This is a genomic window from Marinobacter sp. MA, assembly GCF_048298425.1.
GTDB classification, from domain to species: Bacteria; Pseudomonadota; Gammaproteobacteria; order Pseudomonadales; family Oleiphilaceae; genus Marinobacter; species Marinobacter salsuginis.
This window is the reverse complement of the sequence record NZ_CP103058.1, coordinates 2,187,819-2,203,607: the sequence shown is the minus strand read 5'-3', so window position 1 is coordinate 2,203,607 and position 15,789 is coordinate 2,187,819. Positions and strand designations below refer to the sequence as shown.

Below are 15,789 nucleotides of genomic sequence, written 5' to 3'. Positions count from 1 at the left end.
ACCGGCAAAAAAGCAGCCGTAATTCAGGCAGCCACCCTCACTTTAGAACATAAATTCAAAAATAAATCGGACGATGTCCAAAAAAATTGTAAAAGATTCTTGCGGCTGCCAGAGACCATTGTAATCATCGGCTTCGACCAAGAAATCGGAGCAAGTGAATGGCAATTATCGACAACCTTATCGGCGCCACTGGCCAGTGGGTCGCCAGCACAGACCCAAAGGCTACCCTGGTCAGCCCACTGGCCTGGCTAAAGAAAACCGGCGGTTATGCGGCGGTAAACAAGATCATAGGCCTGTCCATACCCTTTGCGCCGCGGAACAACTTCAGTGTTGAAGAAGTAAGGCCGGGCTATGTGCGGGCAAAAATCCGGCTCAAAGGCAACAAGAACCACTTTGGAAGCCTGTATGCCGGCGCCTATTTTCTGGTGGCTGAAATTCCCGGTGGCGTCCTGACGCTGTTTGACCTGGGCCCTGCGTACACCCCGATCCTCAAGGAAATGACCCTGCAATTCCTGCAACCGGCCAATAGTGATGTCACCGTGGAGTTTACGCTGCCGTCGGAAACCGTCGCGGGCATCCTTGCAGACGCCGACGAAACCGGCCGGGCCAAGTTCACCCTGGAAGGGACACTGAAAGACGAGGAGGGCAACCATGTGGCTACCTCCATCGCTCATTACCGGGTACGTAAGAAAGGCTTTAAAGCAGAGGCTTGAGGATCAGACCGGATCAAGGCCGGCAATGGCTTCCAGAAAGATCTCGCCGTATTTTTCAAGCTTGGCAGCCCCCACGCCGCTGACTTCGGCCAGCTCTTCAAGGGTGCGGGGCTTGCGCTCAAGCATTCCGAACAGGGTCGTGTCATGAAAAATGACGTAAGGAGGCACGCCCTGTTTGTCAGCCAACTCCTTGCGGCAGGCCCGCAGGGCGTCCCAGCCGGCCTGATCCGTTATCTGGTCTTTAACCGGAGCGCTTGAGCGGCCACCGGAGGCCCGGCCTGCTGCCTTCTTGACCACCGGATCCTTACGCAGCTCAATGGTTTGCCGACCTTTCAGCAGCGGGCGGCATTCTTCTGTAAGCTGAAGTGCGCCATAGCCCTCCGGATCTGCCCGCAAATAGCCGTTGGCGACCAGTTGGCGGAAGACAGATTTCCATTCGTTGGCGCTGAGCTCTGTGCCAATGCCGTAGGTGGAAACCTGATGATGGCCGGCCTGCAGAATCCGCTCGTTCTCTGAGCCACGAAGCACGTCGATCAGGTAGCTCACACCGAAGCGTTGCCCGGTGCGGAACACACAGGACAGCGCTTTCTGGACGGCCACTGTTCCATCCCAGGTTTCCGGAGGATTCAGGCAGGTGTCGCAATTGCCGCAGGGCCGCTCCAGTTCGTCCCCGAAATACCGCAGTAAAACCTGACGACGGCAACTGGTGACCTCGCAGAGACCGAGCATGGCGTCGAGCTTCTGGCGCTCCACCCGTTTGAAATGGTCGTTGCCCTGGGAACTTTCCAACATTTGCCGCAGTTTGATCACATCCTGCAGGCCATACACCATCCAGGCCGTCGAAGGCTTGCCGTCCCGTCCGGCGCGGCCGGTTTCCTGGTAGTAGGCTTCAAGGCTCTTAGGGAGATCCAGATGAGCGACGAAGCGCACGTCGGGTTTATCGATTCCCATGCCGAACGCAATAGTGGCAACAATGATCACGCCATCTTCGCGCAGGAAGCGCTCCTGGTGATGGGCGCGTTGTTCCGAGGACAGGCCGGCATGGTAGGGCAGAGCGGTGTAGCCTTTCTGGGCGAGGGTTTTCGCGGTAGCGTCCACCTTGTTGCGGGACAGGCAGTACACAATGCCGCAGTCGCCCTCATGCTCGGCTTTAATAAAGTCCAATAACTGTTTGTTTGCGTTTGTTTTTGGCGCTATACGGTATTGAATGTTCGGGCGATCGAAGCCACTGACGAAGTGTCTTGCCCCGGTCAGCGACAGACGTTCCGCGATCTCTTTCCGGGTCCGCTCATCGGCTGTTGCGGTCAGCGCAATGCGGGGTACGCCGGGAAACTGCTCGGCCAGCATGCTGAGCTGCAGGTAATCTGACCGGAAGTCGTGGCCCCATTGGGACACACAGTGGGCTTCATCTATGGCGAACAACGAGATCGAGGCATCATGAAGCAGTTCAATCGTGCGAGGTTGAATCAGCCTCTCCGGCGCGCAGTACAGCAGGTCCAGCTCACCGGTCATCAGCGCGTACTCGGTGGCTCGGGCCTGCTCGAAATCCATGGTTGAGTTGAGGAACGCAGCTCTTACCCCGAGCTCCTTGAGCGCTGCCACCTGATCCTGCATCAGGGCGATTAGCGGGGATATCACAATCGCCGTGCCAGAGCGAACCAGTGCCGGCACCTGGTAACACAGGGATTTACCCCCGCCCGTTGGCATAAGCACCAGGGCGTCGCGGCCTTCCGACACTTCCCGGATGATGTCACCCTGCAGCGGCCGGAACGATTCGTAGCCGAAGACTTCGTGCAGCACCTGTTCCGGATCCCTTCCCGAGGTGGTGGGCCGCTCGGTGGAAAGCTGTTCGAAGTCCTGATCAAGATACATAGGGTAACCGGTTCGTCGACGTGAAGCCGCTTTATTGAGACGGGTGGAAAGCCGGGGTCGGCACGGTGGGCAATGATACCAGATTAACCCTGAGGGTTGGCCAGCAAACCCATGTGCCAGATGGAGGCAAAGCAGTGTAAGAAACGCTACAATACCGCGTTTTTGAACCACCGTTTCACGCCATACTGTGACAGACACTGATAATAACAGGGCTTCCATGCAGGAATTTGATGCCATCCGTCCGTATTCGGACGAAGAAACCGGCGCTGCTATTAACCGCCTGGTCAACGACCGGGAATTTCTGGATATGGTCGGTCGCTTCAAGTCTCCGACACTGGCACGCTGGGCACCGGCCATGTTGCGTGTGTTTACCCGCCGATGGCTCACCAGCCATTTTGGTCGCTATACGCGTGTTGATGATCTCCAGGCCGGGCTTTCCGGCTACGTCGGTGAACTGGTCGACAGCACCACCACGCGAGTGACAACCAGCGGCCTGGATAAACTCGATAAACACGGCGCCTATCTGTTCATTTCAAACCACCGGGACATCGTGTTTGACCCCATGGTGGTGAACTACCTGCTGTTCCAGAACGGCTTCCATACCACCCGAATTGCCATAGGCGACAATCTGCTGGCAAACCGGGTGTTCGCCGAAATGATGCGGCTGAACAAGAGCTTTGTGGTACGTCGTAGCATGACCAGCCCGCGGGAGATGCGCGATGCCTACATAACGCTCTCCGGCTTCATCAACCACAGCATTGATACCAATCACAGTATCTGGATTGCCCAACGGGAAGGCAGGGCGAAGGACGGCCTTGATTTCACCGATCCGGCCATCATCAAGATGTTCTACATGAGCCGTAAGAAGAGCGGGTTGGATTTTGGCGAGGCCATGAGCCGGCTGCACATCGTGCCGGTTTCCATCGCCTATGAGTACGACCCATGCGATGCCGACAAGGCTCAGGAACTGGAAACCCGCGCCAGAACCGGCAAATACATCAAGCGTGAGGGCGAGGACACCGAGCAGATCATGAAAGGTTTGACCGGATTCAAGGGGCACGTGCATGTGCACTTCGGCGCGCCCATTCATGATTCACCGGATAACCCCAAGGATCTGGCCCAGCGTATAGATCGCGAGATGCATGCCAACTACCACCTGCATGCCTCGAACCTGGTGGCCTACCAGCAACGCGGCCTTCATCCCCAGGCTCACGACACGCCTGATACCGTCAGCGATGCGGTGGTCACCGCCGAAACCTGGTCACCGGCGGAGATGGAAGCGGCCGAGGCGGAGATGGAGCGGCGCCTGGAAGCCTGCGATCCGGCTATCCGGCCCTATCTACTGGATATGTATGCCAATCCGGTAGTCACAGCGCTTGAGGCCAATGCCGAAAAATCCGGCCATTCCGAGTAAATCGGCACCCAATTTTCAGAAAAGAGGTATACCGTGCAGGATCTTCAGTACATCGAGATTGAAACCGGAGAAAACCCGACCGCGGCCGTGATCTGGCTTCATGGCCTGGGTGCCAGTGGCCACGACTTCGAGCCGGTCGTGCCTGAACTGGGCCTTCCGGAAGATGCCGCGGTGCGGTTCATCTTTCCCCATGCGCCGAACCTGCCTGTGACGATTAACGGTGGGATGTCCATGCCGGCATGGTACGACATCAAGGCAATGGACATTGACCGGGTAGTAGATACCGAACAGCTGAGGGCCTCTGCCGATGCCGTCGCCAGACTGGTGGAGCGCGAAAAGGAGAAAGGTGTTCCGGCAGACCGTATCATCATTGCCGGCTTCTCCCAGGGTGGGGCGGTTGCCTACGAACTGGGGCTCAGCTACCCGGAACGTATTGGTGGTATTCTGGCGCTCTCCACCTACTTCGCCACCGCCAAGACGGTTCAGTGTTCAGAGGCAAATGCCGATGTGCCGATCAGTGTGTATCACGGAACATTCGATCCGATGGTGCCGGAGTCTCTGGGCGTTCGCAGTGTCGAAACACTGAAAGAAATGGGCTACGACCCGTCGTACCAGACCTTTCCCATGGAACACAGCGTGTGCCTGGAGGAAATACAGGATATTGGCCGGTTCATTCGCCGACACCTGCTTTAAGGCTCAGCCATGCTCCGGGTCAGACCCAGAGCATGGCGCCCATTTCCAGCGGGTGAGTCAGCGACTCATGGTATGGATACATCCTCAGCCTCAGGGTCTGCAAGCCAGGGTAGGGTGGCTGCACATGAGTGGCAAATAGGGTTCGGCCGTCCTCTTCACCCTCTTTTTCCAGAAGGAAGCTGTTTGGCCCTGGGCTGCCATCGGTGCCGGTGCACTCGGGGCTGACCAGGCATTGCACCCGGACATCCTCCGCGGTCAGGCCGTTAAGCGCCGCCTCAACCCGCAGTTCCACGGCGCCATCGTGGGGGCATGAGGATTTAACGCAGCCCACTACCCGCAGTTCAACCCCGTTCCAAGCCTGTCGCACCCTTGCTTTCCAGTTTGCGAGTTCAATCGCAACCCGGCCGCCTTCGGCCATCAGGAGCGCGCCCTGACTGGAGGCGGGGTGGTAATAGTTATTGACGTAGTCCATCACCATCCTCTGGGCATTGAACCTGGGGGTTATGGACTTCATCGACGCTTTGGAGCGCTTGACCCAGCCCTTCGAAAACCCCTGGGATGCCCGATCGTAATACAGCGGCACCACCTCCAACTCGATCAGATCGATCAGGTCCCTGGCTTCCTCCTCGTTCCGGAACTCCGGATCCAGTTCGGTATCTCGTGGCGGAATGCCCCAGCCATTCTTGCCGTTGTAGCCTTCCCCCCACCAGCCATCGAGCACGCTGAGATTGAGGGCGCCGTTCAGGGCGGCTTTTTCACCGGATGTGCCACTGGCTTCCTTCGGGTATTCCGGAGTGTTCAGCCAGACATCCACACCACTGAGAAGCCGGCGAGCCATGGCCTGATCATAATCCTCCAGCAGAATAAGGTGCCCCATCAGGGAGGGATGCATGGACAGATCGTGGATAACCTTGATCAGTTGCTGGCCAGGCTTGTCTTTCGGGTGAGCCTTGCCAGCAAAGACCAGCACTACCGGCCTGTCCGGATTGGTGAGAATCCGCTCAAGCCGTTCCAGATCGGAAAAAACCAGCGTCGCGCGCTTGTAGGTGGCGAAGCGTCTGGCAAACCCGATGACCAGCGTGTCCTTTTCCGAGGACATAATCTGCCGGGTCATCCGGTCTGTCACGGAGTGGCCGGTGCCATTGCGCTTATGCTGGCGCTTCAGGCGCTGGACAATATACTCGCCCATTTGCTGTTTAAGCGCTTTATGCACGCTCCAGTAGTGATAATCCGGTATCTGGTCGATAAATTCCCAGAAATCCGGATTCCTTAGCTCGCTTTTCCAGGTGGGCGCCTGTATATCAAACAGGCTGGACCATTCCGGCGCGAGGAAGGTGGGTACATGCACGCCATTGGTGATGTAACCAATAGGGTTCTCGGCTGGTGGTACCTGGGGCCAGACATCGCCCTCCATCAACGACGCGACGCCTCCGTGAATGCGGCTGACGCCGTTGTGATAGCGGGAGCCACGGAGCCCCAGGCTGGTCATGTTGAAGCTGTCGCCGCCATCTTTTGAACCGAGGGCGAACACCTGCTCGAAATCCAGCCCGGACTCCTCCAGGTAGCGGCCAAGGGCATGATGCACCAGAGCCCTGGGGAAAATATCGTGGCCGGCGGGTACAGGCGTATGGGTGGTGAAGAGGGTGGCACCGGCAACTGCTTCCAGGGCCGCTTGAAAGCCGAGTTGCGAACTCAACATGGTGCTTCGGCAGCGTTCGAGGATCTGGAACGCGGCATGCCCTTCGTTGATGTGCCAGACCGTCGGCTTCAGATTCAATGCTTCCAGAACCCGGGTTCCACCGATGCCAAGGAGCATTTCCTGGCTGATGCGGGTGGACTCGTCACCACCATACAACTGGAGTGTGAGGTCCTGATCCTCTGGGTTATTTTCCTCGGTGTTGCTGTCCAGCAGGTACAGCCGGATATGACCAACCCGAGCCTCCCAGACCCTTGCGACCACATCACGACCAGGGAAGGGAACCGATACCTTCAGAACCTGGCCATCCATTTCCACGGGTGTTATCGGCAGCTCATCGCTTGAATGGGACTGGTAACGTGCGATCTGTTGGCCGTGGGCGTCGATACTCTGAATGAAGTAGCCCTGCTGGTACAGAAGGCCCACAGCCACGAACGGCAGGGCAAGATCACTGGCGGCCTTGCAGTGGTCCCCGGCCAGGATACCAAGGCCGCCGGAATAGATCGGAAAACTCTCATGGAAACCGAACTCGGCGCAGAAGTAGGCCACCAGAGCCTGCTCCGGATCCAGTTTTTCGGTGACTTCCGGGCCGGGGCCGGCTTCGAGGTAGGCATCGTAACTGCTCAGAACCCGGCGATACTCAGCCAGAAACGCTCGGTCTTCCGATGCTTCGTCCAATCGGTCCTGGGCAACCCGGCGCAGGAACAGCTTGGGATTGTGCTCCACTTTCTGCCACAGCCGCAGGTCGATCCGGGCGAACAGGCTACGGACGCCATGGTCCCAGCTGTAGAACAGATCGTTGGCAAGTTCTTCCAGTCGCTCAAGGGGTTCTGGAATCAAGGGATGGGCTTCGAGTCGAAATTCCGTTGCTTTATGCATGTTGGTTGCCTCCAGGCGGGCAAACGCTCGCACTAATCCAGCTGTTGTTGATCACGTTCTTTGAGAATGCCCTGATACAGGTCACCATAGGTGCGAGCGCGCTGCTTCCACGAATAATCGATGGCCATGCCGTTTTCCTGCAACCGCCGCCATTGCTTGCGCTTTTCAAACACCTGCAGTGCCCGGTGTACCGCAGCCAGCAGCGATGCGGCACTGGCACCGGCAAACACGAATCCGTTGGCCTTGTCGATTCCCACCTGCTGCGGATCCTGCACCGTATCGGCCAGCCCTCCGACACCGTGCACCACCGGAATTGTCCCGTACCGAAGGCTGTACATCTGGTTTAACCCGCAGGGTTCGAACCTGGACGGCATCAGGAAGAGATCACAGCCCGCCGTGATGCGATGGGACAGCCCTTCGTTGTAGCCCAGGGTGAGGGAGAACTGCCCGGGCCATTGACGGGCCAGTTGTTTCAGCGGCTCCTCGTAACGGTCCTCTCCCGAACCGAGAATCACAAACTGGCAGCCCTGTTCCAGCAAATCCGGCATCACGGACACTATCCAGTCCACCCCTTTTTGCTCCACCAGTCGGCCAATGAAACCAAGAAGCGGCGCGCCGTTCACTTCCAGCCCAAGCTCGTGTTGCAGCGCTGCCCGACACTGTGCTTTGTTCTTCAGATGGTCGCGTCCGTAGTGGAAGGCCAGCTCTTGATCTTCCTCCGGGTCCCAGACCCGGGTGTCGATGCCGTTGAGAATGCCGGTCAAGGCGTGTTGCCGGTGCCGGAGCAGACCATCGAGGCCATTGCCGAATTCCGGAGTCTGAATCTCACGTGCATAGGTGGGGCTGACGGTGGTGATCCGATCACTGAATACCAGGCCGCCCTTGATAAACGAAAGCTGGCCATAGAACTCCAGTTGTTCAAACCTCCAGAGGGTGTCGGGCAGACCGAGGGCGCGGAACGTCTCGTTTGAGAAGAGCCCCTGGTAGGCAAGGTTATGAATGGTAAACACGGTGCCCGGCCGCTCCTGATAGGCTTCCAGGAATACCGGTATCAGCCCGGTTTGCCAGTCATTGCAGTGCACCAGATCGGGCCTCCAGTTCAGACCGGCTTCGCCCATGGCGATCATGGCCCCCACTTTGCCAAACAGCTCAAACCGGTGGGCGTTGTCCCACCAGTCTCTCCCTTCCTCGTTTTTGTAGGGGTTGCCGGGGCGATCGAAAAGGGGCGGGCAGTCAACCAACCAGAGAGTAACCGCGGTGCCTGGCAGCCGAGTCTGCCACAGGCTCACATTGTATTGGCCAAGCTGGAATCGGGCCTTTCTGCGGGAACCGGCTTTTCTGGCGGCCTTTATCGCGTCCGGGTAACCAGGCAGGAGAATCTGAACATCGTATTCAAGACGACAGAGCGCTTCGGGCAAGCTGGCAGAAACATCGGCAAGACCGCCGGTCTTCACCAGTGGATAGACTTCACTGGTGGCAAAAAGAACCCGGATCATAACGCTGGCCTCAGGATTATCGCGCCCATCGGCGGCAGCGTGAGTTCCAGTGACCAGTCACGGTTCATCCACGGCTGTTGATCCGCTGGCATGGTGTAAGGGTTGCCGAGATTGCTGCCGCCGTAGTATTCCGAATCGGAATTGAAGATTTCCCGCCAGTTGCCACCCTGGGGCAACCCGATCCGGTAATGGTGCCGGGGCACAGGGGTGAAATTGACCACAATTACCGAGGTTTCGCCTCCAGCCGTGCGCTGGAAACTGATAACGGATTGTGGGGAATCATGGCAATCGATCCACTCGAATCCATCCGGCGTGAAGCAGGCGCCGTTTAGCGAAACTTCCCGACGGTAAACGCCGTTAAGGTCCTGGACCAGTTTCTTGATTCCCTGATGCTCCGGATGCGCCAGCAGAGACCAGTCCAGCTCCCGGGATTCGCTCCACTCACGGCGCTGACCAAACTCCCCGCCCATAAAGAGAAGCTTTGCGCCGGGATAGCAGAACATATAGGTGAAGAGCAGCCTTAAGGTTGCCCGCTGCTGCCAGTCGTCGCCGGACATCTTGTTGATCAGGCTGGCTTTGCCATGAACAACCTCATCGTGGGACAGCGGCAAGAGAAAGTTCTCCGAGAACGCATACAACAGCCCAAAAGTCAGTTTGTCGTGGTGGTACTGGCGGTATACCGGGTCCTGGGCCAGATAATCGAGGGTGTCGTGCATCCAGCCCATATTCCATTTCAGATTGAACCCCAGACCACCGATTTCGGGCGGCCGTGTAACACGGGGCCAGGACGTGGATTCCTCCGCAAAGATCAACGTTCCCGGAAAGCGGCTCTGGCAAACGCGGTTCAACTCGCGGAGAAACTCGATGGCTTCAAGGTTTTCGTGTCCGCCGTGGACATTGGGCAGCCATTCGCCTTCCTTGCGGGAATAATTGAGATAGAGCATCGACGCCACTGCATCTACCCGCAAACCATCAATATGGAAGGCGTCCAGCCAAAAGAGGGCGCTCCCGATCAGGAAGTTCCGAACCTCGTGGCGCCCGTAATTGTAGATAAGGGTACCCCAGTCCTGATGACGCCCCTTGCGGGGATCTTCATGCTCGTAGAGCGCGCTGCCATCAAACCGGGCCAGGGCGTGCTCATCGGTGGGAAAATGCCCTGGCACCCAGTCCAGGATCACGCCGATGTTGTGCCGATGGCACTGGTCTACCAGGTAGCGGAAATCGTCCGGGCTGCCGAAACGACTGGTCGGGGCGTAATAACCGGTGGTCTGGTAACCCCAGGATTCATCCAGCGGGTGTTCCGTTACCGGCAAAAGCTCAATGTGGGTAAAGCCCAGTTCCAGGACATAGGGAACCAGCTGGTCGGCCAGTTCCCTGTATGTCAGCCAGCGACCGGAACCGTGATGTCGCCAGGAGGCAGCATGCACCTCGTAAATGGAAATGGGGGACTGCTGCCAGTTCCAGCGGCCACGGCGGGCAAGCCAGTCGCCGTCGCCCCAGCCGAAACGGCCGCGTTCGGTCACAACAGCGGCGGTGGAGGGCCTTAATTCGAAGGCCTGCCCGTAGGGATCGGTTTTTAGAAGCTGGTCGCCTCTTTCTGTCGTGATGGAGTACTTGTAGAGAGCGCCGGTACCGATACCGGGAACAAAGCAGGACCAGACACCGGTGTCCCCGTTGGAGGCCATGAGGTTGGCGCCGGAGGCCCAGTGATTGAAATCCCCGACAACGCTGACGGCTTTGGCGTGGGGTGCCCAGACCGCAAACCGCACGCCTTCCACTCCCTTGCTCCGGCAAACGTGGGCCCCAAGGACATTGTAAATGTGCCAGTGACGGCCTTCGCCGAAGAGGTGGAGGTCAAATTCGCTGAGCGTTGGACTGTCCATAGACCGTGCTGTTCCTGACCGGGTAAAGCGCATTGGGCGTCCGTTCATTGGACGCGAAAGGGCCTGTTTAAAAAATGACCCAAAACAAGTTTACGTCATAATTCCGTGCTAGTGTTCTAATATAGTTTAAGGCGTCAAAAACGTGGCAAACCCTAGCGGTTGAACGATCGGTCCGAGGGAAGGTTTTCTTCAGGGAAGCAGCTATGCAAACGGCCAAGCGTTTCGTCAGTCGTCTCACTCGTCAGACTCTTGCACTGGTACTTGCCGGAGGGCGGGGCTCCCGCCTCCATGATCTCACCAAATGGCGGGCCAAACCGGCGGTTCCGTTTGGCGGCAAGTTCCGGATCATTGATTTTCCCCTCTCGAACTGCATCAACTCGGGCATTGGCCAGGTTGGTGTAATCACCCAGTACAAATCCCATTCCCTGATTCGCCACATCCAGCGGGGCTGGGGGTTTCTCCGCGGGGAACTGGATGAATTCGTCGAGCTCCTGCCAGCACAACAACGGATCGAAACCTCCTGGTATGAGGGAACAGCGGATGCTGTGCTCCAGAACCTCGACATCATCCGCAGCCATCAGCCGGAGTACGTGCTGATCCTGGCAGGTGACCATGTCTATAAGATGGACTACGGCACCATGCTGGCCCATCACGTTGAAAACGATGCCGATATCACCGTGGGCTGTATCGAGGTGCCACTCGATGAAGCCTCCGCATTCGGCGTTATGTCGGTGGATGATGAGCTCAGAGTCACTGAATTTATCGAGAAGCCGGAGCAGCCAAAGCCGATGCCCGGCCAACCCGGCAAGGCGCTCGCCTCCATGGGCATCTATGTGTTCAGCACCCAGGTGTTGTTTGATGAACTGATGCGTGATCACCAGATGGATGGCGATTCCTCCCACGATTTCGGCAAGGATATTATTCCATCGGTGATCAAACGTTTGCGGGTGGTGGCATTTCCATTTCGGAACCCGGTCGAGAACAAACCTGCCTACTGGCGCGACGTGGGTACTGTTGATGCCCTATGGCAGGCGAACCTTGAGCTCATCAGCATCAGCCCGGAACTGAACCTCTACGATTCTCACTGGCCGATATGGACCTATCAGGAGCAACTGCCACCGGCCAAGTTCGTGTTCGACGACGACAACCGGCGCGGAATGGCAGTGGATTCCATGGTGGCGGGCGGGTGCATTGTCTCCGGGTCACTGGTGAAACATTCCCTGCTTTTTTCGCAGGTTATGGTGCATTCCTTTAGTGAAATATCAGATTCAGTGATCTACCCGGATGTGCAGATAGGGCGCCATTGCCGCCTTCGAAACTGCCTCATTGATCGTGGCTGCCGGATTCCGGAGGGCACCCGGATTGGGTTTGATGCCGAGGAAGACCGGAAGCGGTTCCATGTTTCTCCAAAAGGTATTGTGCTGATCACGCCCGAGATGCTCGGGCAGGATTATCCCCATGGCCTCTGACACAAAAACGCCGGTAGTACTTTGCTGGCACATGCACCAGCCGTCCTATCAGGACATGCGAACCAATCAATTCCTGTTTCCCTGGGTATACCTGCATACCATCAAGGATTACAGCGACATGGCTGCCCACCTGGAAGGCAATCCTGAGGCCAGGGCTGTGGTCAATTTCGCGCCCGTTCTGCTTGAGCAGATCGAGACCTATCTGATCCAGATCGAGCGTTGGCGGCATGGAGCAGGTGAGATCGGTGATCCTCTGCTGGCTGCCCTTGTCGCCGAGGAGTTGCCCGAAACCGGTACCCCGGCTTTTCTTGGCCTGATGGAAAAGTCCCTTCGGGCGAACCGCGAGCGGATAATCAATCGCTACCCCGCGTTCGCACGTCTTGCGGAACTGGCTGACGTCTACCGCCGAAAACCGGAGCTTCAGAGGTATATTTCGCGCAGATTTCTCTCGGATCTGCTGGTCTGGTATCACCTCGGCTGGATGGGGGAGACGATTCGCAGGAAAAGCCATTGCATCCAGAGCCTTCAGGAAAAAGGCCATAATTTCTCGATGGACGACCGGCGAGCTTTGCTGGACGTGATCTTTGATGTGTTATCCGGAATAGGCCCGAGATACCGCCATCTCGCCCAGAAGGGCCAGGTTGAACTCTCCGTGAGCCCCTACACCCATGCCATGCTCCCTCTGCTCATCGACCTGGCTTCCGCCCGGGAGGCCATGCCAGACATCACTTTGCCGGTGCACAGTGACTACCCGGGTGGTGAGGCGCGGGCCGGCTGGCAGCTCCAGGAGGCGAAAACCGTCTTCCAGCGATTCTTCGGCCTTGAACCATCCGGCTGCTGGGCCTCAGAGGGTGGCCTCAGCGCCGCCACACTGGCCTTGCTGGAAGACCATCAATTCCGTTGGACGGCCAGTGGGGATTCGGTGGTGCACAACAGCCTGAACCGAGCCCGGGAAACCAACCCGGAACTGCCCGATTACGGTATTCATCGGCCGTATACCTTTGGTGAATCGGGCACGTTCGTGTTCTTTCGGGACGACGGCCTGTCTGATCTTATCGGGTTTACCTACGCGGACTGGCATGCCAGGGATGCCGTCGGCGACCTGGTTCATCACATGGAAAACATCGCCGGCCAGGGCAAAGGCAAAACACGGCCGGTGATTTCGGTGATCATGGATGGTGAAAACGCCTGGGAATATTACCCGGAAAACGGCTTTCATTTTCTGGATGAGCTTTATCGGGTTCTGGCGAACCACCCCAAGCTGCAATTGACCACCTACAGCGATTTGGTAGCCAACCCCGTCACCGAGCCCATCAATCTGCCACATCTGGTTGCCGGGAGCTGGATTTACGGCACCTTCTCTACCTGGATTGGTGATCCGGACAAGAACCGCGCCTGGGATCTGCTCTGCGAGGCAAAAGTCCACTTTGACCGTGTGATGGATAACGGCAGCCTCAATTCAGAACAAAAAGAGGCTGCCATGCAACAATTGGCGATCTGTGAAGGCTCCGACTGGTTCTGGTGGTTTGGCGACTACAACCCGGCTCAGATCGTCAGCGACTTTGAACATCTCTACCGCCGCCACCTGGTCAACCTCTATGAAATGATCGGGTACCCGGCGCCGCCCTCGGTATTCCAGCAGCTAAGCCAAGGCAGCGGAGAACCAGCCCGGGGCGGAACCATGCGTCCGGGCCATGACGCGGAAAAACAGGCATGACGCAAACGAATACCAACGACCTGTTCAGTGTAAGGAGAGCGGGGGTGCTGTTGCATCCTACGTGTCTGCCGGGCAGCCTCGGCGTCTTGGGAGCAGGTGCGCGCCGTTTCGTGGATTTCCTGGCCGCCAGCAATATCACGGTCTGGCAGACTCTGCCAATCGGCCCAACACATTCCGATCTTTCCCCCTATCAGTCCCTCAGCGCCCACGCGGGCAATCCGAATTTCATCGACTTGGCGGAGCTGCTGCAGGTCGGCCTGCTGGTGGATTCAGAAATTGCACAGCCGATTGGCGAGTCCCGGCAACAGCTTCTGGGCATTGCCGCCCAGCGTTTTTTCGATGGCAAGGCGCAAGGCCGGAACGGTCTTGATCAACCCGGGTTCGAGCATTTCCGGGCCAGGAACGATTACTGGCTGGATGATTTCTGCCTGTTCTGCTCAATCCGTGAGGTTCAGGAGTCGCCGGGCTGGTTGCAGTGGCCGGTGCCCCTGAGAGACCGGGACCCTAGCGCACTGAAGAGCTTTATTGACCAGAATCAGGCTCGGCTGGCCCGCATACAATTCGAGCAATACCTGTTTAATCATCAATGGCAAGCCCTGAGGGACTATGCGCGCGACAGGGGCATTTTGTTATTCGGTGATATTCCCATTTTCGTCGCACATGACAGCGCGGACGTCTGGGCCAATCGACACCTGTTCAAACTTGACGCCAGGGGTGAACCCACGGTTGTTGCTGGCGTCCCGCCGGATTACTTTTCCGCCGATGGACAGCACTGGGGAAACCCTCTCTACGATTGGCAGATTATGGCGGAAGACGGTTATCGGTGGTGGCTGGAACGACTGGAAAGTCAGCGTCAGCTTTTCGATCTGATCCGGATTGATCACTTTCGGGGTCTTCAGGCGTACTGGGAGATTCCTGCCGAGTCGCCAGCGCCGAGAAACGGATATTGGGTGCCAGGTCCGGCCGATCATTTTCTGCAAGCCTGCTTCAACCGATTTCCGGACTTGCCGCTCGTGGCCGAAAACCTCGGCATCATCAGCGACGACGTGGAAGAGCTCAGGCAGCGGTTCAGGTTGCCGGGGATGACGGTGATGCAGTTCGGTTTCGATGGCAGTCCCAGTAATCCCCACCTGCTGCATAACCACCATCATCGGGATCTGGTTTACACAGGTACCCACGATAACGATACGACACTCGGTTGGTATCAGAGTCTCGACGAGCACACCAGACGCAACGTGAACGATTATCTGGGAACCACCTGCGAGGGCATGCCATGGCCGGTGATTGAGGCGGCTCTCAGATCCGTATGCTCGATCGCGGTGGTACCAATGCAGGACTTTCTGGGGCTGGGAACCGAGGCGCGATTCAATACGCCGGGAACGATTACCAATAATTGGGTTTGGCAACTGGACTGGAATTTTCCAGAAGAAGATCTGTCAATACGCATTGCTGAAGCTGTAAAGCGACATGGACGCTTACCCGCTGACTGAGCATTTTTTGATCAGAGTCAAAGAGGCGTCTCCCAACCTTCGCTATAAAGCACGAACAGTATCAACAATTGCCGTTCTTGATGAGTCACCGGGGGGAAACATGGAACACAGACTCAGTAAACGCGTTCAGGGAAAGCTTGGCCTGTTGGTATACAAACGAGGGATGCCGGTGGCCACCGGACAGATTCGGGATGCGTCCAAACGAGGGCTCTTCATCGCGACCGATTACACGGACGTGCAGTTAAACCAGACGGTAGAGCTTGAGTTTCGTTTCCCAGACCAGCAGGAAAAGCGGTTTCGTCGCCTCAAGGCACACGTAGTCCGCAAATCCGACCGGGGGCTGGGTGTCGACTTTGAGGGAGTTGAGAACGACAGCTTCACCATCTCCTCTCTGGTGCAATGGCTAAAAAAGCACCATATGCCCGTCAATTATTTTCCGGTTCGTCGTCAGCAAGCCTTCTGAATTG

At 57.4% G+C, this 15,789-nt stretch carries 11 protein-coding genes; 7 read left to right on the top strand and 4 right to left on the bottom strand.

What is annotated here, in order from left to right; genetic code table 11:
- Positions 1 to 158 precede the first annotated feature (158 nt).
- Entirely contained in the window at positions 159 to 713 is a 555-nt protein-coding gene (locus NUW46_RS10255; protein ID WP_418140024.1) for a PaaI family thioesterase, read from the top strand.
- A gap of 3 nt (positions 714 to 716) precedes the next feature.
- Here NUW46_RS10255 and recQ read toward each other — a convergent pair whose 3' ends face one another.
- Positions 717 to 2,585, bottom strand: a complete 1,869-nt coding sequence (recQ, locus tag NUW46_RS10250) for a DNA helicase RecQ (protein ID WP_418140023.1) — start codon at positions 2,583 to 2,585, stop codon at positions 717 to 719.
- A 217-nt stretch (positions 2,586 to 2,802) separates the two neighbouring features.
- Between recQ and NUW46_RS10245 the strand changes: the two genes are divergently transcribed.
- Positions 2,803 to 3,999 (top strand): 1-acyl-sn-glycerol-3-phosphate acyltransferase, encoded by a 1,197-nt coding sequence (locus NUW46_RS10245; protein WP_069183632.1) that lies wholly within the window; start codon positions 2,803 to 2,805, stop codon positions 3,997 to 3,999.
- Positions 4,000 to 4,032: 33 nt separating this feature from the next.
- A complete protein-coding gene (locus tag NUW46_RS10240) occupies positions 4,033 to 4,692 on the top strand; it encodes an alpha/beta hydrolase (protein ID WP_418140022.1) in 660 nt (219 codons plus the stop codon).
- Positions 4,693 to 4,711: 19 nt separating this feature from the next.
- Here NUW46_RS10240 and glgP read toward each other — a convergent pair whose 3' ends face one another.
- The 3 genes from glgP to glgB are packed head-to-tail and all read right to left on the bottom strand — an operon-like array spanning position 4,712 to position 10,646.
- Complete coding sequence (gene glgP, locus NUW46_RS10235) at positions 4,712 to 7,267, bottom strand: alpha-glucan family phosphorylase (protein ID WP_418140021.1); 2,556 nt, start codon at positions 7,265 to 7,267, stop codon at positions 4,712 to 4,714.
- A 32-nt stretch (positions 7,268 to 7,299) separates the two neighbouring features.
- Positions 7,300 to 8,763, bottom strand: coding sequence for a glycogen synthase GlgA (glgA, locus tag NUW46_RS10230; protein ID WP_418140020.1), 1,464 nt, complete (start codon positions 8,761 to 8,763; stop codon positions 7,300 to 7,302).
- Positions 8,760 to 10,646 (bottom strand): 1,4-alpha-glucan branching protein GlgB, encoded by a 1,887-nt coding sequence (glgB, locus tag NUW46_RS10225; protein WP_418140019.1) that lies wholly within the window; start codon positions 10,644 to 10,646, stop codon positions 8,760 to 8,762. The genes glgA and glgB overlap by 4 nt, the downstream gene beginning before the upstream one ends.
- Positions 10,647 to 10,849: 203 nt before the next feature.
- On the opposite strand from glgB, the gene glgC reads away from it, so the two are divergent.
- The 4 genes from glgC (at position 10,850) to NUW46_RS10205 (ending at position 15,785) form a co-directional block, all read left to right on the top strand.
- Positions 10,850 to 12,115 carry a glucose-1-phosphate adenylyltransferase gene (gene glgC, locus NUW46_RS10220; protein WP_418140018.1) on the top strand — a complete coding sequence of 422 codons (1,266 nt, stop codon included), beginning with the start codon at positions 10,850 to 10,852 and terminating at the stop codon, positions 12,113 to 12,115.
- The gene (locus tag NUW46_RS10215; protein WP_418140017.1) at positions 12,105 to 13,832 is read left to right on the top strand and encodes a glycoside hydrolase; all 1,728 of its coding nucleotides are present in this window, start codon (positions 12,105 to 12,107) and stop codon (positions 13,830 to 13,832) included. The genes glgC and NUW46_RS10215 overlap by 11 nt, the downstream gene beginning before the upstream one ends.
- Complete coding sequence (gene malQ / locus NUW46_RS10210) at positions 13,829 to 15,322, top strand: 4-alpha-glucanotransferase (protein ID WP_418140016.1); 1,494 nt, start codon at positions 13,829 to 13,831, stop codon at positions 15,320 to 15,322. The genes NUW46_RS10215 and malQ overlap by 4 nt, the downstream gene beginning before the upstream one ends.
- A gap of 100 nt (positions 15,323 to 15,422) precedes the next feature.
- Positions 15,423 to 15,785, top strand: coding sequence for a PilZ domain-containing protein (locus tag NUW46_RS10205; protein WP_136629485.1), 363 nt, complete (start codon positions 15,423 to 15,425; stop codon positions 15,783 to 15,785).
- The last annotated feature ends 4 nt before the right edge of the window (positions 15,786 to 15,789 follow it).

Coding starts and splice junctions, on each gene's coding strand:
- NUW46_RS10245 (WP_069183632.1), top strand. CDS start 2,803: ATGCAGGAATTTGATGCCATCCGTCCGTATTCGGACGAAGAAACCGGC.
- glgB (WP_418140019.1), bottom strand. CDS start 10,646: ATGGACAGTCCAACGCTCAGCGAATTTGACCTCCACCTCTTCGGCGAA.
- recQ (WP_418140023.1), bottom strand. CDS start 2,585: ATGTATCTTGATCAGGACTTCGAACAGCTTTCCACCGAGCGGCCCACC.
- NUW46_RS10255 (WP_418140024.1), top strand. CDS start 159: ATGGCAATTATCGACAACCTTATCGGCGCCACTGGCCAGTGGGTCGCC.
- glgA (WP_418140020.1), bottom strand. CDS start 8,763: ATGATCCGGGTTCTTTTTGCCACCAGTGAAGTCTATCCACTGGTGAAG.
- NUW46_RS10205 (WP_136629485.1), top strand. CDS start 15,423: ATGGAACACAGACTCAGTAAACGCGTTCAGGGAAAGCTTGGCCTGTTG.
- NUW46_RS10215 (WP_418140017.1), top strand. CDS start 12,105: ATGGCCTCTGACACAAAAACGCCGGTAGTACTTTGCTGGCACATGCAC.
- malQ (WP_418140016.1), top strand. CDS start 13,829: ATGACGCAAACGAATACCAACGACCTGTTCAGTGTAAGGAGAGCGGGG.
- glgP (WP_418140021.1), bottom strand. CDS start 7,267: ATGCATAAAGCAACGGAATTTCGACTCGAAGCCCATCCCTTGATTCCA.
- glgC (WP_418140018.1), top strand. CDS start 10,850: ATGCAAACGGCCAAGCGTTTCGTCAGTCGTCTCACTCGTCAGACTCTT.